29 protein-coding genes and 1 other RNA gene are annotated in these 23,306 nt (G+C 65.0%); 20 read left to right on the top strand and 10 right to left on the bottom strand.

The genetic code is table 11. From position 1 onward, the window contains the following. The first annotated feature begins 67 nt into the window (after nucleotides 1–67). The 7 genes from rnpB (at nucleotide 68) to VJ162_RS08580 (ending at nucleotide 6,282) form a co-directional block, all read left to right on the top strand. Nucleotides 68–455: RNase P RNA component (gene rnpB / locus VJ162_RS08610), an RNA gene on the top strand. Between the two features lie 36 nt (nucleotides 456–491). Continuing rightward, the gene (locus tag VJ162_RS08605; RefSeq protein WP_324663692.1) at nucleotides 492–1,469 is read left to right on the top strand and encodes a matrixin family metalloprotease; all 978 of its coding nucleotides are present in this window, start codon (nucleotides 492–494) and stop codon (nucleotides 1,467–1,469) included. A 48-nt stretch (nucleotides 1,470–1,517) separates the two neighbouring features. After that, nucleotides 1,518–2,126, top strand: coding sequence for a rubrerythrin family protein (locus VJ162_RS08600; RefSeq protein ID WP_324663691.1), 609 nt, complete (start codon nucleotides 1,518–1,520; stop codon nucleotides 2,124–2,126). A gap of 68 nt (nucleotides 2,127–2,194) precedes the next feature. After that, nucleotides 2,195–4,255, top strand: coding sequence for an excinuclease ABC subunit UvrB (gene uvrB, locus VJ162_RS08595; RefSeq protein ID WP_324663690.1), 2,061 nt, complete (start codon nucleotides 2,195–2,197; stop codon nucleotides 4,253–4,255). A gap of 80 nt (nucleotides 4,256–4,335) precedes the next feature. Further along, complete coding sequence (locus VJ162_RS08590; protein ID WP_324663689.1) at nucleotides 4,336–4,824, top strand: cation:proton antiporter regulatory subunit; 489 nt, start codon at nucleotides 4,336–4,338, stop codon at nucleotides 4,822–4,824. Between the two features lies 1 nt (nucleotide 4,825). Further along, nucleotides 4,826–6,013, top strand: coding sequence for a cation:proton antiporter (locus VJ162_RS08585; RefSeq protein ID WP_324663688.1), 1,188 nt, complete (start codon nucleotides 4,826–4,828; stop codon nucleotides 6,011–6,013). An 89-nt stretch (nucleotides 6,014–6,102) separates the two neighbouring features. Beyond that, nucleotides 6,103–6,282 (top strand): HVO_0416 family zinc finger protein, encoded by a 180-nt coding sequence (locus tag VJ162_RS08580; RefSeq protein WP_220589468.1) that lies wholly within the window; start codon nucleotides 6,103–6,105, stop codon nucleotides 6,280–6,282. A 167-nt stretch (nucleotides 6,283–6,449) separates the two neighbouring features. Here VJ162_RS08580 and VJ162_RS08575 read toward each other — a convergent pair whose 3' ends face one another. Continuing rightward, on the bottom strand, nucleotides 6,450–6,947 hold the full coding sequence (locus VJ162_RS08575) for a PadR family transcriptional regulator (RefSeq protein ID WP_324663687.1): 498 nt from the start codon (nucleotides 6,945–6,947) through the stop codon (nucleotides 6,450–6,452). A 131-nt stretch (nucleotides 6,948–7,078) separates the two neighbouring features. Between VJ162_RS08575 and VJ162_RS08570 the strand changes: the two genes are divergently transcribed. The 4 genes from VJ162_RS08570 to VJ162_RS08555 all read left to right on the top strand — a co-directional run bounded on the left by VJ162_RS08570 (nucleotide 7,079) and on the right by VJ162_RS08555 (nucleotide 9,961). Continuing rightward, nucleotides 7,079–7,429: an ArsR/SmtB family transcription factor gene (locus VJ162_RS08570; protein ID WP_324663686.1), complete on the top strand. Its 351-nt coding sequence runs from the start codon at nucleotides 7,079–7,081 to the stop codon at nucleotides 7,427–7,429. Between the two features lie 17 nt (nucleotides 7,430–7,446). Continuing rightward, nucleotides 7,447–7,746, top strand: a complete 300-nt coding sequence (locus VJ162_RS08565; protein WP_324663685.1) for a DUF7521 family protein — start codon at nucleotides 7,447–7,449, stop codon at nucleotides 7,744–7,746. Between the two features lie 86 nt (nucleotides 7,747–7,832). Beyond that, nucleotides 7,833–7,991 (top strand): DUF7563 family protein, encoded by a 159-nt coding sequence (locus tag VJ162_RS08560; protein ID WP_324663684.1) that lies wholly within the window; start codon nucleotides 7,833–7,835, stop codon nucleotides 7,989–7,991. A gap of 128 nt (nucleotides 7,992–8,119) precedes the next feature. After that, nucleotides 8,120–9,961 carry an ATP-dependent helicase gene (locus tag VJ162_RS08555; protein WP_324663683.1) on the top strand — a complete coding sequence of 614 codons (1,842 nt, stop codon included), beginning with the start codon at nucleotides 8,120–8,122 and terminating at the stop codon, nucleotides 9,959–9,961. Here VJ162_RS08555 and VJ162_RS08550 read toward each other — a convergent pair whose 3' ends face one another. Next, nucleotides 9,962–10,222, bottom strand: coding sequence for a DUF7533 family protein (locus VJ162_RS08550; RefSeq protein ID WP_324663682.1), 261 nt, complete (start codon nucleotides 10,220–10,222; stop codon nucleotides 9,962–9,964). A gap of 191 nt (nucleotides 10,223–10,413) precedes the next feature. Here VJ162_RS08550 and VJ162_RS08545 point away from each other — a divergent pair, with 191 nt between their 5' ends. The 3 genes from VJ162_RS08545 to VJ162_RS08535 all read left to right on the top strand — a co-directional run bounded on the left by VJ162_RS08545 (nucleotide 10,414) and on the right by VJ162_RS08535 (nucleotide 12,256). Then, entirely contained in the window at nucleotides 10,414–10,905 is a 492-nt protein-coding gene (locus VJ162_RS08545; RefSeq protein ID WP_324663681.1) for a metallophosphoesterase, read from the top strand. An 82-nt stretch (nucleotides 10,906–10,987) separates the two neighbouring features. Beyond that, the gene (locus VJ162_RS08540; protein WP_324663680.1) at nucleotides 10,988–11,542 is read left to right on the top strand and encodes a type IV pilin N-terminal domain-containing protein; all 555 of its coding nucleotides are present in this window, start codon (nucleotides 10,988–10,990) and stop codon (nucleotides 11,540–11,542) included. Between the two features lie 108 nt (nucleotides 11,543–11,650). Then, nucleotides 11,651–12,256, top strand: a complete 606-nt coding sequence (locus VJ162_RS08535; RefSeq protein WP_324663679.1) for a hypothetical protein — start codon at nucleotides 11,651–11,653, stop codon at nucleotides 12,254–12,256. A gap of 163 nt (nucleotides 12,257–12,419) precedes the next feature. Here VJ162_RS08535 and azf read toward each other — a convergent pair whose 3' ends face one another. Next, nucleotides 12,420–13,193: an NAD-dependent glucose-6-phosphate dehydrogenase Azf gene (gene azf / locus VJ162_RS08530; protein ID WP_324663678.1), complete on the bottom strand. Its 774-nt coding sequence runs from the start codon at nucleotides 13,191–13,193 to the stop codon at nucleotides 12,420–12,422. A 120-nt stretch (nucleotides 13,194–13,313) separates the two neighbouring features. Here azf and VJ162_RS08525 point away from each other — a divergent pair, with 120 nt between their 5' ends. The 3 genes from VJ162_RS08525 (at nucleotide 13,314) to VJ162_RS08515 (ending at nucleotide 15,310) form a co-directional block, all read left to right on the top strand. Then, nucleotides 13,314–13,664, top strand: a complete 351-nt coding sequence (locus VJ162_RS08525; protein ID WP_324663677.1) for a dihydroneopterin aldolase family protein — start codon at nucleotides 13,314–13,316, stop codon at nucleotides 13,662–13,664. Nucleotides 13,665–13,703: 39 nt separating this feature from the next. Beyond that, nucleotides 13,704–14,768, top strand: a complete 1,065-nt coding sequence (locus VJ162_RS08520; protein WP_324663676.1) for a DUF7544 domain-containing protein — start codon at nucleotides 13,704–13,706, stop codon at nucleotides 14,766–14,768. Between the two features lie 104 nt (nucleotides 14,769–14,872). Beyond that, complete coding sequence (locus VJ162_RS08515; RefSeq protein ID WP_324663675.1) at nucleotides 14,873–15,310, top strand: DUF5790 family protein; 438 nt, start codon at nucleotides 14,873–14,875, stop codon at nucleotides 15,308–15,310. On the opposite strand, the gene VJ162_RS08510 is transcribed toward VJ162_RS08515, so the two are convergent. Further along, entirely contained in the window at nucleotides 15,311–16,018 is a 708-nt protein-coding gene (locus VJ162_RS08510) for a creatininase family protein (protein WP_324663674.1), read from the bottom strand. 217 nt (nucleotides 16,019–16,235) lie between these two features. Between VJ162_RS08510 and VJ162_RS08505 the strand changes: the two genes are divergently transcribed. Then, nucleotides 16,236–16,394 (top strand): hypothetical protein, encoded by a 159-nt coding sequence (locus tag VJ162_RS08505; protein ID WP_324663673.1) that lies wholly within the window; start codon nucleotides 16,236–16,238, stop codon nucleotides 16,392–16,394. Between the two features lie 54 nt (nucleotides 16,395–16,448). Here VJ162_RS08505 and VJ162_RS08500 read toward each other — a convergent pair whose 3' ends face one another. Then, on the bottom strand, nucleotides 16,449–17,657 hold the full coding sequence (locus tag VJ162_RS08500) for a phosphoglycerate kinase (RefSeq protein ID WP_324663672.1): 1,209 nt from the start codon (nucleotides 17,655–17,657) through the stop codon (nucleotides 16,449–16,451). A gap of 117 nt (nucleotides 17,658–17,774) precedes the next feature. After that, entirely contained in the window at nucleotides 17,775–18,782 is a 1,008-nt protein-coding gene (gene gap, locus VJ162_RS08495; protein ID WP_324663671.1) for a type I glyceraldehyde-3-phosphate dehydrogenase, read from the bottom strand. A gap of 180 nt (nucleotides 18,783–18,962) precedes the next feature. On the opposite strand from gap, the gene VJ162_RS08490 reads away from it, so the two are divergent. Beyond that, nucleotides 18,963–19,346, top strand: a complete 384-nt coding sequence (locus VJ162_RS08490; RefSeq protein WP_324663670.1) for an Hsp20/alpha crystallin family protein — start codon at nucleotides 18,963–18,965, stop codon at nucleotides 19,344–19,346. An 11-nt stretch (nucleotides 19,347–19,357) separates the two neighbouring features. Here VJ162_RS08490 and VJ162_RS08485 read toward each other — a convergent pair whose 3' ends face one another. The 3 genes from VJ162_RS08485 to VJ162_RS08475 form a co-directional block, all read right to left on the bottom strand. After that, nucleotides 19,358–20,227 (bottom strand): ATP-grasp domain-containing protein, encoded by an 870-nt coding sequence (locus VJ162_RS08485; protein ID WP_324663669.1) that lies wholly within the window; start codon nucleotides 20,225–20,227, stop codon nucleotides 19,358–19,360. A 51-nt stretch (nucleotides 20,228–20,278) separates the two neighbouring features. Then, nucleotides 20,279–20,479: a hypothetical protein gene (locus tag VJ162_RS08480; RefSeq protein WP_324663668.1), complete on the bottom strand. Its 201-nt coding sequence runs from the start codon at nucleotides 20,477–20,479 to the stop codon at nucleotides 20,279–20,281. A gap of 397 nt (nucleotides 20,480–20,876) precedes the next feature. Beyond that, nucleotides 20,877–21,410, bottom strand: coding sequence for a 50S ribosomal protein L16 (locus VJ162_RS08475; protein WP_324663667.1), 534 nt, complete (start codon nucleotides 21,408–21,410; stop codon nucleotides 20,877–20,879). 165 nt (nucleotides 21,411–21,575) lie between these two features. On the opposite strand from VJ162_RS08475, the gene VJ162_RS08470 reads away from it, so the two are divergent. Next, nucleotides 21,576–22,577 carry a glutathione S-transferase family protein gene (locus VJ162_RS08470; RefSeq protein ID WP_324663666.1) on the top strand — a complete coding sequence of 334 codons (1,002 nt, stop codon included), beginning with the start codon at nucleotides 21,576–21,578 and terminating at the stop codon, nucleotides 22,575–22,577. Nucleotides 22,578–22,586: 9 nt separating this feature from the next. Here the strand turns inward: VJ162_RS08470 and VJ162_RS08465 are convergent, their stop codons facing one another. After that, nucleotides 22,587–23,297 (bottom strand): nucleotidyltransferase family protein, encoded by a 711-nt coding sequence (locus VJ162_RS08465; RefSeq protein ID WP_324663665.1) that lies wholly within the window; start codon nucleotides 23,295–23,297, stop codon nucleotides 22,587–22,589. Nucleotides 23,298–23,306 lie beyond the last annotated feature (9 nt).

The raw sequence follows: 23,306 nt of genomic DNA, 5'->3' as shown, positions 1-23,306 counted from the left end.
TTTCTGCAGCCGTCGGACCGGGCGCGGAGAAGCAACCTTAATCAGCGCCACTAGCCTAGGCTCGACTGGCAGCGGGAGGCCGGCCCCCGTGGCGAGAGCCATGAGGAAAGTCCCCCCACCCGTCGGACAGGTGACCGGGCACAAGCCCGGGGCGGGAGACCGTCGGCTATGGAACAGCAACGACACGTCGTCGCGGGACCGATGAGGTGTGCGAATCCCAAACGAGGTTGCACGTGCCCTCCGGGCACCACGCAACCGAAGCGAGGGAGCGTTAACCCACCGAGGGCACTTCGTGGACCGTCTTCGACTCCACGCCCGCGACGGACCGATGGAACGGCGAATCCTCACCGGTGCAAGGCCGCGTCGACAGGTAGTCCGACACCGCGCGCGAGCGCTGGACGCGGCCGCTCAGCCGAATGCCGGCCCGAACAGAAGGGGGCTTACTCCCCGCAGCCACAACCTACAATTACGCCGAGTGCCACGGGTAGCCAATGGATAGCCGACGCGCCGGCGCGCTCGCCGTCTTGCTTCTTCTGGGCGGGTTGGCCGGCTGTAGTGCGCTCGTCGAGCAGGCCGACCCGCTGACCGGGAGCGACGAACACCCCTTCGCCGGCGAGACGGTGACTGTCGCTGTCGAGGGTACCGACCGCGAGCGGGCGCTGGCCGCCGACGGGCTGGCCTACTGGACGGACAACGCCACCGAGTTCGCCGACTTCGCCGTCGATTTCCGTGTGCTGGCCCCCGGCGCGACGCCGGCGGACGAACCGGACGTGCGCCTGCGCTTCGTCGAGACCGTCGGTGGCTGCGGTGATACCGAGTTCCCGGCCGGCTGTGCGCCCCGGCTCAACGCCTCGACCGGCGTCGACCGGCCAGCGACCGTCGAGGTCCGGCGCGGGCTGGCCGACGAGGCCACGCGCCTGGTCGTCCGTCACGAGGTCGGCCACCTGCTGGGGCTCACACACACCGACCGGCCACGCGACGTGATGGCCCACGAGCGCGACCTGGCGACGCGGCCGCGCTCGAACGCGACCGAGCGGGCAAACCCCTGGAACGACACGGCGCTTGCGGTCGCACTGGCCGGCGACGACGCGACACGCGACCGCTATCGGAGCGCGCTCGACTACGCGCTGGCGTACGTTCGCGAGGGGGCCGACGGGGCTGTTCCCGCCGACGTCGCCGTTCGCGTCGTCGCGGACCCCGACGGCGCCGATGTCACCGTCCGACCCGCCACGGCGGACGGCTGCGCCGTCGAGGCGGGGTCGTGTCTGTCTCTCGAAGGGACTGACCCGGACCGCGACGGCGCCATCGAGGCCTACACGGCCGCGGAGATACGGCTCGTCGGGCTCGACGCCGACGTCGCGAGCTGGCATATCGCCTCTCAGCTCGTCGAGACGTTCCACACCGGCGACAGCCCCGACCGGCTGGACGAGGCCGGCTCCCGCGAGCGGCGCGGCGACTGGCACGGGTAGCTGGTCCGGTCCGATGGTTACAAGCCCGGGCCGGGCCCACTCGCGGGTATGACCGCCGACGACCTCATCGACGCAGTCCGGGACGACCAGCAGACCGAGCTCTCGCGGCTGGGCTCCTCGAAGACGCTGTATGCGGACACGCGCGGGGAGATGGAGCCCGACGCCATCCACGCGGCCGCGGCGGCCCGCGAGGCCGCCGCTGTCGACACCTTCGGCGCGTGGGCCGACGACGAGAGCGACGACAGCGCCGCTGACCTCTTTGCCGACGCCGCGGACGAGGCCAGCGAGCGGCTGGGCGACACCGACCCCGCCGACTGCGCGTTCCACATGCACGACGAACTCGACGGACTGGACGCGACCGTCGAACGACTGGGCGGGCTCGTCGGCTGGACGCTCGTCGACAAGAAGGTCAAAGAGCAGCTCACCGGCTTCTTCACCGGGCAGGCCGATCCCCAGACCGCGAGCACCTACCGGAGCGCGGGCAGCGAGATCGAGGCGCTCCGCGAGGACGCCGCCGACCTGCTGGACGATATCTGTGACGGCGAGGACGACTGGGACGCCGCGGAGGGCGCCGCCGTCGACGTGGTCGCGGCGGCCTACGACGACTACGTCGAGACGCTGGAGGAGCTGGGCGTGAACCCGAAAGACGTCTGCTGAGCGCCGCTTTTTTTTGGTCCGGAACCGCGAGCGAGCGCCTCAAGTTCCTCCAGCCCTTGCGTTCGTCAATGAGCGACGCAGGCGGCCCCCTCTCCATCGACCGTCCGGACGCCGACAGCGAGTTCCGCGTCGACGCGCCCTTCGACCCCGCCGGCGACCAGCCCGAGGCCATCGAGCAACTGGCCGAGGGATACCGGCAGGGGATGGACACACAGACGCTACTCGGTGTGACTGGCTCCGGGAAGACGAACACCGTCTCCTGGGTGGTAGAGGAGATACAGCAGCCGACGCTGGTCATTGCCCACAACAAGACCCTCGCCGCACAACTGTACGAGGAGTTCCGGAACCTGTTCCCGGACAACGCCGTCGAGTACTTCGTCAGCTACTACGACTACTACCAGCCGGAGGCCTACGTCGAGCAGACGGACACGTTCATCGACAAGGACGCCTCCATCAACGACGAGATAGACCGGCTGCGTCACTCCGCGACCCGCTCGCTTTTGACCCGTGACGACGTCATCGTCGTCGCCTCTGTCTCGGCTATCTACGGGCTCGGTGACCCGCGCAACTACATCGACATGTCCCTCTCTATCGAGGTGGGCCAGGAGATAGAGCGCGACGAGCTACTCGGGCAACTCGTGGACCTCAATTACGAGCGCAACGACGTGGACTTCACGCAGGGGACCTTCCGGGTTCGAGGAGATACGCTCGAAATCTACCCGATGTACGGCCGCTACGCCATCCGGGTTGAGTTCTGGGGCGACGAGATAGACCGGATGCTGAAGGTCGACCCGCTGGAGGGCGAGGTACAGAGCGAGGAGCCCGCCGCGCTCATCCACCCCGCGGAGCACTACTCTATCCCGGAGCAACGGCTCGAACGGGCCATCGAGGAGATACAGGAGCTACTCGAACAGCGGATTCGCTACTTCGACCGCAAGGGCGACGCCGTCGCCGCCCAGCGCATCGAGGAGCGGACCACCTTCGACATCGAGATGATGCAGGAGACAGGCTACTGTTCGGGTATCGAGAACTACTCGGTCCACCTCTCGGACCGCGAGAGCGGCGAGGCCCCCTACACGCTGCTGGATTACTTCCCCGAGGACTTCCTGACCGTCGTCGACGAGTCCCACCAGACGCTCCCCCAGATTCGCGGCCAGTTCGCGGGCGACAAATCGCGCAAGGAGAGCCTCGTCGAGAACGGCTTCCGGCTCCCGACGGCTTTCGACAACCGGCCGCTCACCTTCGAGGAGTTCGAGGAGAAGACCGACCGGACGCTGTACGTCTCGGCGACGCCGGGCGACTACGAGCGCGAGGAAAGCGAGCAGGTGGTCGAGCAGATCGTCCGCCCCACGCATCTGGTCGACCCCGCCGTCGAGGTCGCCCCGGCAACGGGACAGGTCGAGGACCTCATGGGTCGCATCGACGAGCGCGTCGAGCGCGACGAGCGGGTGCTGGTGACGACCCTGACAAAGCGGATGGCAGAGGACCTCACGGAGTATCTGGAGGAGGCGGGCGTCGACGTGGCGTACATGCACGACGAGACCGACACGCTGGAACGCCACGAGCTCATCCGCTCGCTGCGGCTGGGCGACATCGACGTGCTCGTGGGTATCAACCTCCTGCGGGAGGGGCTCGACATTCCGGAGGTGAGCCTCGTCGCGATTCTGGACGCCGACCAGGAGGGCTTTCTCCGCTCGGAGACCACGCTGGTCCAGACGATGGGGCGGGCGGCCCGGAACGTCAACGGCGAAGTCGTCCTCTATGCCGACGAGCGCAGTTCGGCGATGAACGACGCCATCGAGGAGACCCAGCGCCGACGGCGCATCCAGCAGCAGTACAACGAGGAGCACGGCTTCGAGCCCACCACCATCGAGAAGGCCGTCGGCGAGACGAACCTCCCCGGGAGCAAGACCGACACCGGCGGCGTCGCGGGCGAGGGGCCGGCCGACGAGGACGAAGCCACCGCCCAGATTCAGCAACTCGAAGACCGCATGGAGGAGGCCGCGAGCAATCTGGAGTTCGAACTCGCGGCGGACATCCGGGACCGCATCCGGGAGCTGCGCGAGGAGTTCGACCTCGATGGGGGCGAGGACGACGGCGGCGTGCCCGCGCCCGGACCGGAGTTTTAGGCCGCTGTGCCCGCGGCGTCGCCGTCTGTGCGCTCGTCCCGGCCACGTGGATTTATTCAGGCCGCTGTCCTTGTCCCGATATGACTGTCTACGAGACCGACGTTCCCGGCGTCGGCAAGAAGTTCGAGGTCGAGATCGGCGGCGACGAACGGCTCGTCGTCCTGTTGCACCACGACGGGAAGCGGGAGATATTCCGCAAGTCCGACCCCGACGCGGACGCAGAACGGCTGTTCACGCTTAACGGCCGGCTGGCACGCGAAGTCGGCGCTATCCTCCAGGGGGCGTACTTCCAGCCCGTCGAGACCGACGAGGTGGAGGTGCCCCTCGGCGACGCGCTCATCGAGTGGCTCGACGTGGCTGAGGATAGCGAGCTCGTCGGCCAGACGCTCGGCGACGCGAACCTCCGCCAGCGGATGGGGGTCTCGATTATCGCTATCCAGCGTGGCTCGGAACCCGTTCCCAACCCCGGTCCAGAGGAGACCATAACCGCCGGCGACACGCTCATCACGCTTGGGGCCCGCGAAGAGCTGGCCGAGTTCGAATCGCTCGTCGAACTGGACGACAGCTGAGATGGCGGAGCTGCTGCTCGAAGTCGGTATCGCGCTGACTGCCGTCGCGCTCGCTGGGACACTCGCCAACCGTGTGGGGCTGTCGGTCATTCCCGCGTACATCGCTGTCGGCGTCCTCGTCGGCCCGAACCCGCCCTCGTCGGTGCTTGGGGTCTCGCTCAACCTCGTCAGCGACAGCGAGTTCATCCAGGTGCTCGCGGAGCTGGGTATCGTCTTCCTGCTCTTTTTCCTCGGGCTGGAGTTCAGCGTCGACCAGCTGCTGCGCGACCGCGGCCGCATCAGCGCCGCCGGCGGCGTCGACTTCGTCATCAACTTCGGCCTCGGCGCGGCCATCGGCTTTGCCTTCGACTGGACGCTGCTGGAGACGCTGTTCCTGGCCGGCGTCGTCTACATCTCCTCCAGCGCCGTCATCACCAAGTCGCTCATCGAGGAGGGGTGGATCGCAAACGCCGAGAGCGGGCCCATCCTCGGGACGCTCGTCTTCGAGGACATCCTCATCGCGGTGTATCTCGCCGTCCTGGCGGCGGTCGCCGGTGGCGGCGACGTGGAGTCCGCCGCCGTCGCAGTCGGTACGGCCTTCCTCTTTCTGGGCGCTATCACCGCGGTGGCGTGGTACGGGTCGGGCTGGCTCGACCGCTTCTTCCGTACCAGCTCCGACGAGCTGTTCCTCCTGCGCGTCGTCGGCGTGACGACGCTGGTCGCCGGCGCGGCGCTGGCGCTTGGCGTCAGCGAGGCTGTCGCCGCTTTCTTCCTCGGGACCGGTATCAGTCAGACCGGCCACGTCGAGCGCATCGAACACATCGTCGCGCCCGCCCGCGACATCTTCGCGGCCGTGTTCTTTTTCAGCATCGGCCTGGCGACCGACGTGACCCTCATCGCCGGCGTCGCCGCGTTGCTTGCGGTCGCGGTCGTCGTGACCACGCTCGGCAAGTTCGTCAGCGGCACGCTCTCGGGGCGGTTCTACGACCTCGACCGCCGCCGGTCGTTGCGCGTGGGGCTGGGTCTGATTCCCCGCGGGGAGTTCTCGCTGGTCATCGCCACGCTGGCGGCCGGCGTCGGAACCGGTCGGCTGGCTTCGGTACTCCCGGCCTTTACCGTCGGTTACGTCCTCGTGATGAGCGTTCTCGGGTCGGTGCTGATTCAACAGGCCGACACTGTCACCGCGGCGCTGGCGCCATCGTCCGGGTAGTCCCCGCGGTCGGACCCTGTCGATCAAGGTGTGGTAACGCTTCTCATCACCGGTAGTTCTATATGGTGGTGTGACATACCATAGCATGTATGGCGAGCGCACCGAGATCCGACGAGATGTTCGACGAGTTCCTTTCGCAGCGCGGTCACGAGGTCGACGACGTTGGATGGGAAGAAAACTATAACAAAAAGCAGTGTCCCGACTGTGGCGGACTTCACGGCTCGGCCGCGAGCGAGTGCTCGGTGTGTGGCTGGACACCCGTAAACTGAACCGCAACCCTCGCAACGCTTTTTTCGCCCGTGTGGCCCCTGAGCCACGGCTTTCGGGTACCGGCCTGTCCTATACCTATCGGCGCGTCCCGACGTGACGCCGTGGAGCAAAACCCGGGCCGGCCGGGGTCAGGAGCCGACCCGGAGATAGAGAGAGACGTGAGATGTCACACCGCGTCGAGCGACGCGTGCAGGAACATCCCGATGACGAAGTGCCTGTAAGCCGCGTCCTCGATCCGTGACGCCGCCGTTTCGGCGTCGTCGATCGAGTACTGTTTGGTCTGCACCAGTTCGTGAACGGTGAGTGTGTCCTCCGCTTCGAGGTCGTGCAGACGCGGATACACCGTCCCCGGACTCAACTGCGCGTCGAACAGACGCGACAGCGCCTCCATGAGCCCTGTTCCGTGGGTCTCATCCTCCGACAACGCGATCATCGCGAGCAGGATTTCGTCCAGACTCTGGGTTACGAGCCCGTCGTCGACGGCGATGTCGCCGTCGGCGATGTCGTCGATGACCGAAGCCAACAGCGACTCCGGGATGGCGTCACGATCGGCGCTACCATGGGTGGTTGGGTCGGTCGCCCCGACGAGGGGGGTCAGTCGCTCGTCGGGTTGGTCACCCATCGTCTTGCCCGTCGTCACGCGACGGAGGTTGTCTCCGGACATCGTTTATCTGGACGGAATCCGCACCAGAGTGTACCGGCGGCGTCATGATATAAACCCTCCAGCGTTTTCGGAGCGTGAAATAACCTCCCCGCTGGTAAACGTTTATATGAAACGGGGAGTACGAATGGATAGTGCCAGAGGACAAGAGCATCGAGGAGGTCCTCGATACAATAGGCGACCAGCACGCCCGACGCGTGCTGGCCGCCATCAGCCGGGAGGCCCACTCTGCGAAAGAACTCGCCGAGCAGTGTGACCTCTCGCTACCGACCGTCTACCGTCGTATCGAACTCCTAGACGAGTACGACCTGGTGAAAGACCACACCCTCGTCGCGGAGGACGGCAACCACTACAAGGTGTATGAGTCCAACTTCGAGTCGACGGTCATCTCGCTGGAAGACGAGGAGTACAAGGTGCGTATCTACCGCGAGGAGAACCTCCCCGACCGCTTTAGCCAGCTGTGGGACGAGCTAAACCCCGAGTAACCATGGGTAGCTAACCGATGCAAAGCGGGGTCGCCATCGCGCGCGGGGCGCTCGTGTTGATGCGGATGGTCGTGTTCGGGCTCACCCTCGGCATCACGCTCATCAGCTTTCAGGCCTACCGGAAACGCCCCTCAGAACGGCTACAGTATGCCTTCGTCGGCTTTGCCTTCATCAGTATGGGCGTCGCCGTCACCAGCGTCATCACTCAGCTCTCTACGGGCCGGACGGGCCCCCTCGCCGGCGTGTTCTTCCAGATGGCCGAGACCATTCCTTTCATCATCGGCTTTGCCATGCTGTATGTCTCACTGTACCGGTAGCCTCTCTGACATTCCATAGCTATATGTTCGTTGACATCAACCTCCCGGTAGATACTGTCCGCCACCGAGACAGTATCGGAGAGAGGATGCCAGAGTGCCAGAACTGTGGGTCCTTCGTCACGAAGGACTACGTCCGTGTGTTCACGCCGTCCGACACCGATGGCCCCCGGGTCTGTCCCGCCTGCGAGGACATGATTCGTGACGGGGCGGAGGTGCGGGAGGCGCGTTCGCCACGGCAGCCGTAGCATCGCCATCTAACCACACCCTGTCGCTCGGACGAGCGTCAGTGGTGTGGGGCGTCCGAGAACGACCGATAGTCGGGTGCTTCTCCAAAACACGTTGTTTATTGGGGCGGCCCCCTAGTATGTGTGCAATGACTGATTCGACCACCGAGGTTGTCCGCCTGTTCGGTGGGCCGGGAAGCGGGAAGACGACTGCCCTGCTTGACCGCGTCGAGGAGCTGCTCGAAGACGAGACCGTCGACTTCCGTGACGTACTGGTGGTCTCGTACACGCGTGCGGCGGCCGCCGAGATACGCGAACGGCTGGCCGAACGGCTCGACGTGACTCCGCGTGCCCTCCAGGGGAACGTCTGTACGATGCACGCGAAAGCGTACGAACTGCTCGACCTCTCTCGGGGCGACGTGGTCGGCGAGAGCGACAAGGAGGAGTTTTGCGACCAGTTCGGTATCGAGTTCGAGGACGAGTACGAGGGCTCGCGGCGACGGTCGGCCCGCTCGACGACGCTCGGCAACAAGATTATCGCGACGAGCCAGTGGCTCCAGCGCACCCGCCGCGACGTGGCCGACTGGTACGACGTGCCCTTCAAGTGGGACGACGAGGAGGTCCGACTCCCACCCGAGATCGACGACAACGCCCAGACCGGCAACAAGTACACGCCGACGTGGCCTACCGGGGACGACCGCATCGACGTGCCCGAGGCCATTCGGGGCTGGCGGACCTACAAGGGCGACAACGACGTCATCGGCTTCGCCGACATGCTCGAACGGGTCGCCCAGCGGTCCCTGCTCCCGAACGTCGACTACCTCGTCATCGACGAGTTCCAGGACATCACGACGCTGCAGTACGACGTCTATGACGAGTGGAAACCCCACATGGAGCGGGTGCTCATCGCCGGGGACGACGACCAGGTCGTCTACGCCTGGCAGGGCGCCGACCCCGACCTCCTGCTCGAAGAAGACGTGACACAGGACGAGATTCTCCCCAACTCCTACCGGCTCCCCTCCCGCATCCTGAACGTCGTCAACCGCGAGGTGCGCCACATCGAGAAGCGCCAGGAGAAAGACCTCAACCCCCGAAAGGAGGGCGGCCGCGTCGAGGCGGTCCGGAACCCCTCGATGTTCGACCTCGCCCGCAACGTCATCGGCACCGTCGACCAGTCCGACGAGACCGTGATGGTCCTGTTCCGGGCGCGCTACCAGATGTTCCAGTTCATCGACGAGTTCATCGACGAGGGGATTCCCTTCTCCTGTCTGACCGACCAGCGGATGTGGACCGACCGGCTGCGACAGTACGTCGCCGGCGTCGAGGCCGTCGAGAACGACGAGCCCCTCTCCGTGCTGGAGGCCCGCCGGCTGGCCGACATGCTCGCCGATTCGGCCTTCGGCACCGGCGAACGCGACGACCTCTTCGATACGCTGGAAGACATCGAAGACGAACACGAGGCCGACGATATCGCCGAAATCGAGATCGAACCCGACGTCGTCACCGACCACGTCCCCTTCGCTCCCGACCCCGCCTCCGCGAGCGACATGCTCCGGAAGGTCACCAACTTCCAGGAGCGCTCCGTGGGCGCGTACTTCGCCGGCGAGTACCAGGGGATGGAGCCCGACCGCGTCCGCCTGGGCACCATCCACTCCGCGAAGGGTCGCGAGGCCGACCACGTCTTCGTCGGCACCGACCTCACCGAGAAAGTCGTCGAGCAGATGGCCGCCACGGTCGAGCAAAACGGCATCGAGGTCCCCGAGGTCGAGGAGTTTACCAAACACACTACCCCCGTCCCCACGCTGACCGACAACGAACGGCGGGTCTTCTACGTCGGGATGTCACGCGCCCGGGAACGGCTCGTCCTCATGGAGAATCTCGTCGACGGCGCGCCAACGCTCCCCATCGACGTGTTGCTCGAAAACAAGCCAAGCGACCGCTCCATCGACGAACTGCTCGACGAGGCCGGCGAGGCCATCACCGCCGACTGATCACTCGCCGTTTGTCGTCTCGGTCTCCGTGTCCTCGGTCTCGGCGACTTTTCCGACAGTTTTCTCCGCGACCATCCCCGGCACGTCCGTCGGCGTCGTGAGGTACTGCTCGACGACCACCAGCCCGACGGCGATACCGACGTACAACGCCCCGGCGAGTAGCTCCCCGCGAACCAGATGTTCGGCGCCAAACAGCGCTATCGGGATCGCTAGTACGAGGGTGGCCGCCAGTCCGATTGTCTCGAGGATTCCCCGTGCCATAGTAGGGGCTGGTGACTCCGGAGTAAAAGAATCGCGGTCGCAGCTAGCAGCCGTCGGCAACGGGGGACGACGACGCGAACGCCACGTGGCGGCCGTCGGCGGCGGGGCGGGCCCGCCGGCTGTCGGCAGTTCCAGTCTCCCACTCACGACCGGGGAGTACGTTCTTGTTCTCGGACACAGAACATCGACTCATGCTGGTCGGTATCGTCTCGGACACGCACGACAACGGCGAACAGGTCGAGGCAGCGGTCGAGACGTTCGAAGCGCTCGGGGTCGAGACGGTCGTCCACTGTGGCGACTTCGTCGCGCCCTTTTCGGTGACGCCGTTCGACGGCGACTGGGAGTTCTACGCCGTTCGCGGGAACAACGACGGCGAGTGGGCCCTCGAGGCCACTGTCACGGAGTTTGGCACGTATCTCGGCGAGATGGGCGAGCTGGCCCTCGACGGGCAGGAGGTCGCCGTCTATCACGGCACCAGCGGGGCCATCGTCGACGCCCTGGTCGAGTGTGGCAGGTACGACTACGTCTTCCACGGCCATACCCACGAGGCCGGGACCGAGACACACGAGGGGACGGTGCGGGTCAACCCCGGTGGCATCTCGATTCCGCCGGCGCCGGACGCGTTCTCCGTGGCGACGCTGGACACCGACAGCGGAGAGCTAACGTTTCACGAACTGGGGTAGCGATGCGGTCGGTCGCCGAGCCGTCTCAGTCTCTGAGAACAAACGAACAACTTAGTGTGTGATTCCACTAGCGTCCAACTAGATGCAGGTCCCCACCTCGGAACGTGGCGTCACGCCTGTCGTCTCGAACCTCCTCCTCGTCGCTATCGTCGTGATACTCGCCGCGGTTGTCTCGGTGTTCGCGCTCGGCGTCGCCGAGGACACCAACGAGGCCGGGCCGGTGGTGTCCGAGTCGAGCGGAGAGTTCGTCGCGGGTGGCAACAGAACCGACCAGGTGGTGCGGATATCACACGTGGCGGGCGACGACGTTCCCGTCGAGTCTATCGAAATCGTCGTCCGAGCGCCGGACTGTGACACAGAGGCCAGATTAGTTGACTTACCCAGTTCCGGGGATGACAACACTATCGACAGCAGTCACATCGAGGGCGACACGTCGCTCATTGACAAAGGGCCGGGACAGGCGGGAGACCTGATCGGCAGTGAGACGAACAACGTGTTCACTGCGGGGGAGACAATCGAGTTCCGGGTCGCCATCGGCGGGTGCGATTTTAGGGTGGCCGGGAACGACTCGCTGACCGTGCTGGTCGTTCACACCCGGTCGGATTCGATACTCATCGAGAAAGAACTGCGAGCGTGAAGCACGATACTGTGGGACGTTCGTGTGAAGTCATACGTTGGGAAGAGTCTGTAATCTGTTGTCTGGCACCCTGACTGTTTTTGTTCTTGGAACTAAGACAGCAACCGAATGGTAAATGAAACTGTAGCCCTATTTATCCCTCTCTTGTTGGCTGTTGTGACCGGATTATCTTCCTTTCTCAGGGAAAGTGTTGATTTAGAATCTGCTGTGAATCAGAGACGGGCCTCTTTCCCGGGTTTTTTGTCATTCCTTCCGCCACTCGGGAGATTTCCGGCGATTCATCTGGCCAATATTCTTCTCCTTTTAATCGGTATCAGACTTATAAAAGACACCGCCACAGATAGTCAAACCGCAATTATTGGTGCGATTATTCTGGGCGTCTTTCTGCTGATTCTACCGATAATCGAGATACGCTCTCTTGACCGAATTCTGGATGAAAGGGGTTCTCAGTGGTTCTATCCGAGGTCTTACTATTATCATTGTATAGCCGTATTTTTCCTCTCTCTATCTTTCTTCGGCTTCGTGGAACTGCAGGTAATAATCATCAATTCCCTCATATTTCGAGGTATCAGCGTTGGTGGGACCCTGATTTGGCTCCTCAATCGAATTTTGGAGATTATGCTAATCCCTTCAGTAGTGATAGGACTGCTGTCTCTCTATTGGTCACTGGTCTGTTTAAATACTGAAATCCGGCAGATTAACCCCAAGAACTAGAATCCTCCCAGACTCTACTACGAGTGAACCAACGGATGGCGACGACCCACCGATATGCTGTGTATGGCTACAAAATCGACGGCCAACAGAGACTCCTGCTCACAGGCGGGAACGGGAACTCCGTAACAGACTGAGAAAAGGTCTAAAGGGCCGCTTATACCCCTCAAACGTCCGGTTCGACGACCCGCTCGTCGCCCTCGAAGTGCGCGGAGTTGTCCTGCGGGCGGTAGTTCAGGGCCTCCTTGGCGCGCTGGATGGAGTAGTACTTGCGGTCGTTGTCCGAAATTCCGTAGACGGTCTCGTACTCGTAGTCTGCCTCCAGGGCGCACTGGTGGATGTGGGCGCAGTCGGGGTAGGAGAGCCACATCGCCTGGCCGCGCTCGTAGTCGATGGGCGGGTGGCCCCGGGTCAGGTTGCCGATGCGGATGTTACACACCTTGATATCGTACTTGTCGTGGTAGTACCGACCCAGCACCTCACCCGTCGCCTTGGAGACGCCATAGAGGTTCCCGGGGCGGGGGAACTCCGTCCCGTCGAGGCGGAAGTCGTCCTCCGGGCGGTACATGTCGGGCTTGCGGTCCTCGGTCTCGAAGGAGCCGACGGCGTGGTTCGAGGAGGCGAAGACGAACCGCTCGACGCCCTCCTCGACGGCGGCCTCGTATATCTTCTGTGTGCCGTCGATGTTGTTCGACAACACCGAGTCCCACGGGGCCTCGGGCCGCGGGTCGCCCGCGAGGTGGATGACCGCGCCGACACCCGAGACGGCCTCCCGGACGTCGTCCGGGTTGTCGACGTCGCCGATGAGATACTCGTGGTCGGGCTGCTCCGCGGGCGGATTGTGGAACATGAGTTTCCAGTAGTACTCCTCTTCGAGGCCCTCGAGGATGGCCTCCCCGACCGCGCCGCCCGCACCTGTGAGTAGAACCGGGTCGTCCATTCGTATTGAGTGGATAGTTATGACACAATAGGTAGCTTGCGGTTCGGGTATGTTCGACCGCGCCGGCGGTCGGCTCCGGGAACCGGGCTTTCTTATCGCGGGACTGCACAGAGTTCCAGTATGGACCCCACGGCCCCGCAGGTCGCCTGCTTCGAGGCGGGTATCAAGTTCGGCTCGCTCTACCACCAGTTCGCCGGGACGCCGGTGAGTCCCGACAGCGCCGACTCGCTGGCACGGGCGATAGAGGAGGCAATCGAGAACCAGCCCCACTGCGAGTCGGTGACCGTCGAGATTCGCGAGGAACCGCTCCGGGCGGCTATCGCGGAGGCGGGCGCCGACTACACCGAGTTGACCGGCCGCTTTCTGGACGTGACGATGACTATCGACTACGAGGGGTGTGTCGTCGAGACGAGCATGGCCATGGAGGAGGGCTATCCGCTGATGCAGGTCGATTCGGTTGGGGTCCAATAGTACGAAAATTTTACACGTGCCCGCTGTGCAGTTCCGGTAATGTCCCTCCACGCGATAGACGATATCGGCGACGCGATAGACGCGACGAAGTCGCTCCTGTTACCCTTTGCCGCCCGAACCTGGCTCAAACTGGCAGTCGTCGTCTTCTTCATCGGCGGCGGTGGCGGCGGGTTCAACGGGCTCCAGAACGCCGGCAACTTCGGCGGACAGGACCAGCCGACCGACGGCGGGGCCGGCCAACCGGTCTTCGACGGCGGAGCCCCCACGACGGTCGACGGACTGATGAGCGCGATCAGTCCCGAGATTCTCGTCATCCTCGGTATCGCACTCCTGCTCGTGCTGGCTTTCGGGCTCCTGAGTAACTTCATGGAGTTCGTCTTCATCGAGTCGCTCGTCTCCCGCGAGGTCCACATCCGCCGGTACCTCCGTGAGAACGTCGGCAACGCCGTCCGGCTGTTCGGGTTCCGGCTGGTCGTCTCCCTGGTCTCGCTCCTGCTCGTCGTCGGGTTCCTCTACACCGTCTTCGTCACCGCCTTCGGCGGAAATCTCGACAACGTCACGACCACCGCGCTGTTCAATATCCTCCCCGCCGCTATCGTCTTCTTCGTCGTCTTCGGCGTCCTCCAGGGGCTCATCACCGGCTTCACCACCGTCTTCGTCGTTCCGATGATGCTCACGGGCGACCGGGGCGTCGTCGGGAGCTGGAAGCGCCTCCTGGGGTCGATGCGGCGAAACGTCAAGCAGTATCTGGCCTATTTGGCTTTCTCCATCGTCCTGGGCATCGGCGTCGGTATCATCAGCAGTATCGCGAGCGTCATCGCCACGTTGCTCCTTGCCATTCCGTTCGTCGTGCTGGGTGCCGTCGCCTGGTTCGGGCTGGGCGGTGGCCACATCGCGCTCGCGCTGGTCGCCGTTCTCGTCGTGCTGTTTGCCCTCGTCTTGCTGCTTGCGACGACTCTCATTCAGGTACCGCTGCAGGCGTTCCTGCGCTACTACGCGATGCTCGTGCTGGGCGACATCGACGAGCCACTGGACCCGATTCCCGAGGTCCGCGCGGATATCCGCCCGGACGAGTCAGACGGGCCGGTGTCCGAGTCCCTCTGATTCGGGTCGTTTTCGGTTTCTCGAATACACCCCCGGTCACGTCACGCGGTTTTACTTTCACTTTCAGGCGGGCTTTTAACCCCTTCCCACGTCAAGTGGTACCTATGAGCCAGACAAGTCTGGACGACGACGAGCTGTTCGGCGAGGCCGCAACCGAGATGCGAAGCGACGTCGAGGCGTCGCTGGCCGGGGCCCGCGACGCGCTCCCCGACGGCGACGCGGTGTGGGACGTCGAGGCCGACAACACGCTCGGCGTGCTCAACTCGCTCAAGACAGCACTGGACGTGGGCGACGCCGAGGACCACCTCCGGGACGCGAAGAAGTGGTACACGATGGGCGAACGGGCCGACGCCTTCGAGGACGCCGAGGACCTCGCCGAGGAGATAGAGACCATCGCCGACCTCATCGAGGACGTCGAGGCCGCCCGCGAGCAGGTCGGCGACCTCACTTCCACCATCCCGCAGCTGCGCAGTACGCTGGAGGGGTTCGAGGACGCTCCCGACGCGGAAGCCGACGCGGACCCCGAAGAGGCCGAAGCGTAGTCACCGCTCGGCCACGCGGTCGAGCAGCGCCACCAGCGCCGCCGTCGCCTCGTCCAGCAGCGCCTCGCCCCGCTCGGCGCTCCCCTCGCCCGGGTCGCCGACACAGCCGTTCTCGCTGAACTCGCTACTGTCGTAGGCCAGGTTCACGCCGCTTACCCACTCGCCCCAGCCGTCGGCTCCCCCGGCGGCGGCCTCGTCGAGGCGGTCCTCGCGGACCAGGTCGGGACGTGTCGCCTGGAGGAGACTCGTCTCGACGGGCCCGCCGTGGCCCATATCTGGCGCGTCGACGGCGTCGAACCACGTAAAGGCCCAGGCGTCGGCCTCGTCGTGGCGGGTGATTCGGGCACAGACCTCCCGCAGCGGGTCGACGTTGCCGCCGTGGCCGTTGACGACCACCACGCGGGTCCAGCCGTGGTGGGCGAGGCTGTCGACGGTCTCGCGGACGTAGTCCCGGAACGTGTCCTCGCTGACCCACAGGGTCCCGGCAAAGTCGCGGTGTTCCTCCGCGACCCCGACATCGATCGGCGGGGCGACGACGACCTCGTCGTCGCAGGCGGCTTCGGCGGCGTCGGCGACCGCCTGTGCGGTCAGCGAGTCGGTACCCAGAGGGGCGTGGGGCCCGTGCTGTTCGGTACTGCCGACCGGGAGTACGGCGAGGTCGGTCTCCGTGGCCTCGGCTTCGGGCCACGTGGCGTCGCGTAAGTGCATACGCCGACGTGGGCGTGAGGACACACAAACGTGGGGGTCCCGGTGCGAACCGATAGCGTCAGACCGGCCTCGGCGTAGTCAACCACGCTCACCGCCCGTCGGAACATCTGGAACGGTGAACGGTCGCGGTAATTATCACCGAAAATCACTCGGGGGCGAGTAATAATGTAGCAATTGTTGCCGGAAGAAATTTACTTCGGGTGGCCATACTACGGGTATGTCACAGCGGCCGACAGTACCCGACGACGGCGACGACTGGATAGCCCGCCACGCCCGCTGTCGCTCCGACGGGGAGCGACCGTCGGTCGTCGTCGACGAGCTCGACGACGACTGGGCGCGCCGGCACGCGGAGACGCGGCGGTCCCGCTCCGGCTGAGCCGGTCGTCACCGACCGCCGTGTGGAAATACGCTGTGCCGTTCTGTCACAGCTCTACGCGTAGTTTCGCAGCGCTTCGACGCCGGCGAGCTCGTCGCCGGTGAGCGCTCGGATATACGCGCCGCCGGCGATGGAGACGTGGTCGAAGGAGTCTTCGCTCATCCCGTACATCGTGATGGCCCGCGAGGTGTCACCGCCGCCGACGACGGAGAAGCAGTCCGTCTCGGCGATGGCTCGCAGGACGCTGACGGTCCCGGTCGAGAACTTCTCGTCCTCGAAGACGCCAAGCGCCCCCTTCACGAAAACGGCGTCCGAGTCACGGGCGATGTCGGCGTAGTGTTCGGCGGTGTCGGTACCGACGTCCATGACGCCCAGCCCCTTCTCCTCGACGTCCTCGACGTCGGCCTCGACGCGCTCGCCGTCCTCGGCGTAGGCCACGTCGGTGGCGACGGTGATCTGGTCGCCCCGCTCTTCGAGAATCTCCTCGATTATCTCGTGGTTTTCCTCCCACTGCGTGGTGTAGAGGTCCATGTCACCGACGTCGTAGCCGATGGGGTAGCCCTTCGCCCGGAGGAACAGCTGGCCGGCGATACCGCCCAGCAGGAAGTCGTCTATCTTGTCGCCGATGTGGTCGATGACGCCGATGACGTCCGTGGCTTTCGTCCCGCCCATGGCCATCGTCACCTGGCCGTCGAACTCCTTCTCGGCGATGGCGGTGTTTGCCTCGTACTCGGTCTCCATGACGCGGCCGGCGTAGGCGTCCATCACGACCGGGAAGCCAACCAGGGAGGCGTGTGAACGGTGGGCGGCCGAGTAGGCGTCGTTGATGTAAGCGTCGAACTCGGGTGCGAGCGTCTGGACGAACTCCGTCTCGGCTTTGACCTCGGGCTCCTCCTCGGGCAGCTCGCCGTCGGCCATCCGCGTGTTCTCCAGGACGAGCACGTCGCCGCCCGTCAGGTCGTCGATGGCGTCCAGCGCCTCCTCGCCGAAGGTGTCCGCGACGTGGTCCACGTCCGAGTCGACGTGGTCGGAAAGAATCTCGGCGTGCTGGTCGAGTGAGAGGAAGTCGTCGTCACCGGGGCGGCCCTGATGGGCCATGACGGCGACGGCGAAATCGCGGTCTATCAGCTCGCTGAGCGTCGCCGCGTGTCGGCCAAAGCGGCGGTTGTCCTGTACCTCCCCGTCCTCGACCGGCGAGTTCAGGTCGAAGCGGACGAGGACGCGCTGTCCGTCGTCGAGGTCGTCGAGCGTCTGGAACGTCATACGCGAGACCTCTCCCGCCGCCGGTAAAACGGTTTCCGAGTCGACTCCTGTGACACGATAAAACACGACAGTCGCGACTCAGCAATCGAAAAAACACCGGGACCAGGGGTATCGGAGTTACGCTTCGGTGATGTACTGGGCGACATCAAGCATCCGGCACGAGAAGCCGTACTCGTTGTCGTACCAGGTGAGGATCTTCGTCTGGCCGTTGACGATGTTGGTCTGTCCGAGGTCGACCTGCGTGGAGTAGGGGTCACCGAGGATGTCCGTCGAGACGATCTCCTCGTTCGTGACACCCATGACACCCTCCAGCTCGCCGGTCGCGGCGTCCTCGAAGGCGGCGTTGACCTCGTCTTCGGTCACGTCCTCGTCGAGGTCGACGACCAGCTCGGTGATGGAGCCGTTCGGGACCGGAACGCGGATGGCCATCCCGTCGAGCTTGCCCTCAAGCTGGGGGAGGACCTCGGTGGTCGCCTGTGCGGCGCCCGTCGAGGTCGGGATGATGTTCTCCGCGGCGGCGCGGCGCCGGCGGGGCTTGCTGTTGGGGCCGTCCATCAGGTTCTGGGAGCCGGTGTAGGCGTGGACGGTCGTCAGCTGGCCGGTCTCGATGCCGAACTCGTCGTCCAGCACTTTCACGACCGGCGTGATGGAGTTGGTGGTACAGGAGGCGTTCGAGACGACGTCCTCGCCGTCGTACTCGTCGTGGTTGACGCCGTAGACAATCTGTTTGACCTCCTTCTCGCCTTTCGGCGGTGCGGAGATGAGCACCTTGTCGGCGCCCGCCTCGAGGTGCTGGCTGGCGTCGTCGTACGTGCGGAAGATGCCCGTACACTCCAGGGCGACATCGACGTCGAGGTCGTCCCACGGGAGCTGTGTCGGGTCCGTCTCATGGAAGACGCCCGCCTCGAAGTCGGTGCCCTCGACGGTCAGGACGCCGTCCTCGACGCCGGCACCGGGCAGCTCGCCCATGACGGTGTCGTACTTGGCGAAGTAGTCGATCTCGTCGTCGTCCATCACGTCGTTGATCCCGACGATCTCGATGTCGTCGTTCTCCAGCGAGGCGCGCATCACGTTTCGGCCGATACGGCCGAAGCCGTTCAGGCCGACACGAATTGAGTCACTCATTCCTCTAGAGATGTGCCGCTTTGGAGTAAAGTGTTTTCGGAGTTAACTCGACTCCGAATTAGTATTTTCAGCCGTCTGTGACGGCCTCACGCTATCGATCCGCCGTCCGTTGACTAACCCGTTTATCGACCGTATCCGTCAGAAGGCTTTTGAGACCGTCGCACATACCACCCGCTACTGATGAGACGGGACGACGACGACCCTTTCGACGAGTTCTTCCGGGAGATAGAGCGGATGATGGACGAGATGATGGGCTCGGAGGGGGACGTCCACATCGACCGCGACGGGTCCACCGACGGCGGTGACCTCCACGTCGACGTACACGAGACCGGCGAGGAGATCCGCGTCGTCGCCGACATCCCCGGCGTCGAGAAGGACGGCATCGACCTGAAATGCGACGGCAGCGTCCTCACCATCGACGCCGGCACGCACAACCGCGAGTACCACGAGCGACTTACCCTCCCCAGCCGGGTCGACGAACACTCCGCCTCGGCTACCTACAACAACGGCGTCCTGGAAGTCACCTTCGACCGCGAGGACGAGTCCGCCGACATCGAGCTGTAGTCCCGCCGCAGTTACGTGTTTTCGGTCGCAGTCTCCCGTATCAGCGCCGCCAAATCCGCCCAGAACCCGTCCTCGTACTTCGTCGCGTCGTCGATGGTGGGCCGGGCGTTGGTCTCGTTGACGACCGCCCGCCCGTCGGTCACGAGCAGGTCCACGCCCAGGTAGTCGATATCGAGGGCGTCGGCGGTCCGCTCGGCCAGCCGCCGGTGGTCGGCGGGCAGGTCAACCCCCTCGGCGACCGCGCCGCGGTGGACGTTGTGCTTCCAGCGCCCGCGCTCGCGGGCCCCGTCGGGCAGGCGCCGCTCGACCGCGCCGACGTACGCCCCGTCGACGACCATCGCCCGGTAGTCGCGGGCGTCGGGGAGGTACTCCTGGACGAGAAAGGACCGGTCGCCGGTCGCACGGTAGTCGTGGACCAGATCGAGGTAGTCGCCGATACCCAGGAAGGAATCCAGGTCGTGAGCGGTCGTCACGCCGACGCCGCGGGTCGTGGAGTTGGGCTTGACTACGACCGGCGGGTCAACGGCCTCGTAGGCCGCGACCAGTTCGGACTCGTCAGTCGGGTTCGACACCATGACGCTCTCGGGGACCGGTACGTCCGCCCGGCCCAGGCGAGCCAGCACGTCGGCCTTGTTTCGCGACCGGAGGACGGCCTCGCGACCGTTGACCCACGGGATATCGAGGAACGCGTCCGCGACGCCGCCCTCCATCATCCGCGAGGGGTAGACAAAGCCCACGTCGTAGTCGTCGTAGGGGTTCTCCCCGAGGGGTATCGCCCGCTCGCTCGTGGCGACGTGGCCGACCTCGATGCCCCGGTCGGCCAGGGGCTCGCGCATGCGCTCGTAGGTCTCGCTGTTCGTGGCGACCGCGAGGCGTAGCATTCGCTTTCCCTTGGCACCGTTACCGCATCAAATGCGGTGGTCGCGGGGTCGCTACTCCTCGCCGTTACCGCGTCCCGATGCCAGCACCCACAGAAGGATGGCGACCCCCTCGAGACGCGCGGCGGTGTACACCCAGGGCCGCAGTTCCACGTCCGGGTCCGTCGTCGCCAGCCCCATCCAGAAGTCGACGACTTTCCGCGGCGCGAGCAGTTCCGCGAGGCCGACGACCACCAGCAGTATTCTGAGTGCCATACTGTCGCTACGCCCTGGCAGTTGAATATCATTTCGCCGGGACGGGCCAGCTGTCGTAGCCGTACGTGCCTCGGTGTGTTCCGAGCGACGCACACCCGCCCGAAAGCCCTCACCCGCTCGCGCCCGCGAGCGACAGGTGCCCTGCGTACTGGTGGCGGTTGCTGTGGCCGGGAGCGCGTTTCATCGCGCGACGACGGGGAAGGGTAGGCCTGCTGTAAGAGAATACACGTCAGTCAGCAAGAAGCATCCGGCGGCTTCGCCACCGGTTCTGCCGCGGCGCGCGGACTGAGCGTGCCGAAGGCACGCGAACGGAGCACGCCGCGATTTTTCTGCGCGTTTTTGCCGTGGAGGCGTGTCGAGCGCGGACGCGCTCGACCGCCGGAACGTGCAAAAAGAGCTAGGAGATAAGGAGCTCTTCGCCCTTCTCGACCTTGATGCGGCAGGACGGCGTGATCTTGTTGTACGCGCGCCGGAACGCCTCCTTGACGTGTTCGGCGTCCTCGACGTTGCAGTAGGCGGTAAACAGCTGCTCGCCGGCGTTCATCCGGGCGGCGGTGCCGACGATTTTCCCGAAGGCGGCCCGCATCCCGTCGGAGACACGGTCGGCGCCGGCGCCGGTCGCCTGCTTGTTCTCCCGGAGAACCTGGTGGGGGAACTTCCGCAGCGTCATGCGGTAGTCGCCCTCTTCGCCGATGGTCTTGATGAGGTGGCGGTTCGCCGAGAGGCGCGAAGCCTCCAGCGAGCCGTGACGGAGCTGGACCTCTTCCTCAACGATGAGGCTGATCTGGACGGGGTACTCGCCCTTGTCTTTGGTCTTGCGACCCATCTCGTGCTGTGCGATCTTCGAGCCGGGGATGCCCGTGATGTACTCGCGCCGGGTGTAGGACGGCTTGTCGATGTCCCGGTACATCGAGGCTGGTTTGTCGGACATAGGTACTCTTGGTGGAGACGTGGCCGAGCGTCGGGATAAGAGCTTCGAAGGGCCGTCGCACGGGTGTGTCGGGGTGACACGGGCCGCGATCGGGCGTATCGGCCGGTAACGCGCGTGTAACCTCGCTTGGGTGTTTATGCCGGTCGGGCGCCAAGGAAGGGTACCATGAACATGCTCGTCGACGGCGAATGGCGGACAGATGCCTACAAAACCACGAACGAGGACGGGGAGTTCGACCGACAGGAGACGAGCTTCCGAAACCGGATCAGGGACGACCCCGACGCCCGGTTCCAGCCCGAGGCCGGCCGCTATCACCTCTACGTCTCGAAGGCCTGTCCGTGGGCCCACCGGACGCTCCTCGTTCGGGCGCTGAAAGGGCTCGAAGACGCCATCAGCGTCGACGTGGTCGACCCGTTCCGCGACGAGGGCGGCTGGCAGTTTACGTCCGACAAGGACGGTTGCACCGAGGACTCGCTGTACGGCTCGGAGTATCTCCGCGAGCTGTACGTCGAGGCCGACCCCGACATGACCGGCCGCGTGACGGTCCCCGTTCTCTGGGACAAACAGGAAGAGACCATCGTCAACAACGAGTCAAAGGAGATTCTCCGGATGCTCGACACCGCGTTCGACGACGTGGCCAGCCACGACGTGGACCTCTATCCGGAGGGCTACCGTGAGGAGATCGACCGCATCATCGAGGACATCTACGAGCCCATCAACAACGGCGTCTACCGCTCGGGCTTTGCCGACACGCAGCAGGCGTACGACAACGCCGTTTCGGAGCTGTTTGACGCGCTGGACCACTGGGACCAGGTTCTCGAAGACCAGCGCTATCTCGCCGGGGACCGGCTGACGGAGGCGGACATCTGCATGTTCACCACGCTGGTTCGGTTCGACGAGGTGTACCACACGCACTTCATGTGCAACCACAAGCTCATCCGCGAGTACGACAACCTCTGGCCGTACCTGCGTGACCTCTACCAGACGCCCGGTGTCGCCGAGACGGTGAACATGGACCACATCAAAGAGCACTACTACACCACGCACCCGGACGTGAGCCCGAAGCGCATCGTCCCGACGGGGCCCGACCCGGACTTCGAGGCGGCCCACGACCGCGACGAGCTGCCCGGGGACCGTCCCGAGGACCTGCTGGCGACGGCCACGTAACGGCACCGCTTACCGCTCCAGTTTCTCCGCGACTCCCTCTCTGTCGGCCGGCTCGTTGACGTTGTGACACCACCCCGCCAGCTCGACGGTCTCGACACGGTGGCCCCGCCCCAGCAGGTCGTCGATGGCGTCGGTGATCTCGTACTCGCCCCGCGTCGAGGGGTCGATGCGGGAAAGCGCCGGGCCGATTTCGCCGCCGACCACGTAGAACCCCCGGCTGACGAGCGTCGACGGCGGCTCGTCGGGTTTCTCGACCAGCCCCGTCACGCGGCCGTCGCCGTCGGTCTTGACGACGCCCGTCGTTCTGGCCTCTTCGCGAGAGACGGACTCGACCAGCAGCGTCGCCGCGGCGCCGGTTTCGCGGTGGCGTTCGACCACGCTGTCCAGGTTCGCCCGGCAGACGTTGTCGCCGTGTACCACCACAAACGGGGCCTCGACGAGCGGTAACGCCTGCCTGAGCGCGTGACCGGTCCCCAGTTGCTCGGCCTGCTCGACGTACTCGATGGGCGCCCCGCGGTAGCCGTCGCCGTAGCGGTCGACGATGTCGCCGCCGCGGTAGCCGACGACGACCACGAGGCGGTCAGCCCCGACCGACAGCAGGGCGTCGAAGGCGTGGGAAAGCAGCGGCTGGCCGGCGACCGTGACGAGCGCTTTCGGCTGGTCGGCCGTCAGCGGGCGCATTCGCGTCCCCTCGCCGGCGGCCAGGACGACGCCGTCCATAGGTGTGGC

The organism is Haloarcula sediminis (genome assembly GCF_035656455.1).
Lineage (GTDB): Archaea > Halobacteriota > Halobacteria > Halobacteriales > Haloarculaceae > Haloarcula > Haloarcula sediminis.
The sequence above is the reverse complement of the archived record's forward strand: the minus strand, read 5'-3'. Positions and strand labels throughout refer to the sequence as shown.

Excerpts from the sequence above, each read along its gene's own strand:
- VJ162_RS08605 (WP_324663692.1), top strand. The coding sequence starts at position 492 with ATGGATAGCCGACGCGCCGGCGCGCTCGCCGTCTTGCTTCTTCTGGGC.
- VJ162_RS08600 (WP_324663691.1), top strand. The coding sequence starts at position 1,518 with ATGACCGCCGACGACCTCATCGACGCAGTCCGGGACGACCAGCAGACC.
- uvrB (WP_324663690.1), top strand. The coding sequence starts at position 2,195 with ATGAGCGACGCAGGCGGCCCCCTCTCCATCGACCGTCCGGACGCCGAC.
- VJ162_RS08590 (WP_324663689.1), top strand. The coding sequence starts at position 4,336 with ATGACTGTCTACGAGACCGACGTTCCCGGCGTCGGCAAGAAGTTCGAG.
- VJ162_RS08585 (WP_324663688.1), top strand. The coding sequence starts at position 4,826 with ATGGCGGAGCTGCTGCTCGAAGTCGGTATCGCGCTGACTGCCGTCGCG.
- VJ162_RS08580 (WP_220589468.1), top strand. The coding sequence starts at position 6,103 with ATGGCGAGCGCACCGAGATCCGACGAGATGTTCGACGAGTTCCTTTCG.
- VJ162_RS08575 (WP_324663687.1), bottom strand. The coding sequence starts at position 6,947 with ATGTCCGGAGACAACCTCCGTCGCGTGACGACGGGCAAGACGATGGGT.
- VJ162_RS08565 (WP_324663685.1), top strand. The coding sequence starts at position 7,447 with ATGCAAAGCGGGGTCGCCATCGCGCGCGGGGCGCTCGTGTTGATGCGG.
- VJ162_RS08560 (WP_324663684.1), top strand. The coding sequence starts at position 7,833 with ATGCCAGAGTGCCAGAACTGTGGGTCCTTCGTCACGAAGGACTACGTC.
- VJ162_RS08555 (WP_324663683.1), top strand. The coding sequence starts at position 8,120 with ATGACTGATTCGACCACCGAGGTTGTCCGCCTGTTCGGTGGGCCGGGA.
- VJ162_RS08550 (WP_324663682.1), bottom strand. The coding sequence starts at position 10,222 with ATGGCACGGGGAATCCTCGAGACAATCGGACTGGCGGCCACCCTCGTA.
- VJ162_RS08545 (WP_324663681.1), top strand. The coding sequence starts at position 10,414 with ATGCTGGTCGGTATCGTCTCGGACACGCACGACAACGGCGAACAGGTC.
- VJ162_RS08540 (WP_324663680.1), top strand. The coding sequence starts at position 10,988 with ATGCAGGTCCCCACCTCGGAACGTGGCGTCACGCCTGTCGTCTCGAAC.
- VJ162_RS08535 (WP_324663679.1), top strand. The coding sequence starts at position 11,651 with ATGGTAAATGAAACTGTAGCCCTATTTATCCCTCTCTTGTTGGCTGTT.
- azf (WP_324663678.1), bottom strand. The coding sequence starts at position 13,193 with ATGGACGACCCGGTTCTACTCACAGGTGCGGGCGGCGCGGTCGGGGAG.
- VJ162_RS08525 (WP_324663677.1), top strand. The coding sequence starts at position 13,314 with ATGGACCCCACGGCCCCGCAGGTCGCCTGCTTCGAGGCGGGTATCAAG.
- VJ162_RS08520 (WP_324663676.1), top strand. The coding sequence starts at position 13,704 with ATGTCCCTCCACGCGATAGACGATATCGGCGACGCGATAGACGCGACG.
- VJ162_RS08515 (WP_324663675.1), top strand. The coding sequence starts at position 14,873 with ATGAGCCAGACAAGTCTGGACGACGACGAGCTGTTCGGCGAGGCCGCA.
- VJ162_RS08510 (WP_324663674.1), bottom strand. The coding sequence starts at position 16,018 with ATGCACTTACGCGACGCCACGTGGCCCGAAGCCGAGGCCACGGAGACC.
- VJ162_RS08505 (WP_324663673.1), top strand. The coding sequence starts at position 16,236 with ATGTCACAGCGGCCGACAGTACCCGACGACGGCGACGACTGGATAGCC.
- VJ162_RS08500 (WP_324663672.1), bottom strand. The coding sequence starts at position 17,657 with ATGACGTTCCAGACGCTCGACGACCTCGACGACGGACAGCGCGTCCTC.
- gap (WP_324663671.1), bottom strand. The coding sequence starts at position 18,782 with ATGAGTGACTCAATTCGTGTCGGCCTGAACGGCTTCGGCCGTATCGGC.
- VJ162_RS08490 (WP_324663670.1), top strand. The coding sequence starts at position 18,963 with ATGAGACGGGACGACGACGACCCTTTCGACGAGTTCTTCCGGGAGATA.
- VJ162_RS08485 (WP_324663669.1), bottom strand. The coding sequence starts at position 20,227 with ATGCTACGCCTCGCGGTCGCCACGAACAGCGAGACCTACGAGCGCATG.
- VJ162_RS08480 (WP_324663668.1), bottom strand. The coding sequence starts at position 20,479 with ATGGCACTCAGAATACTGCTGGTGGTCGTCGGCCTCGCGGAACTGCTC.
- VJ162_RS08475 (WP_324663667.1), bottom strand. The coding sequence starts at position 21,410 with ATGTCCGACAAACCAGCCTCGATGTACCGGGACATCGACAAGCCGTCC.
- VJ162_RS08470 (WP_324663666.1), top strand. The coding sequence starts at position 21,576 with ATGAACATGCTCGTCGACGGCGAATGGCGGACAGATGCCTACAAAACC.
- VJ162_RS08465 (WP_324663665.1), bottom strand. The coding sequence starts at position 23,297 with ATGGACGGCGTCGTCCTGGCCGCCGGCGAGGGGACGCGAATGCGCCCG.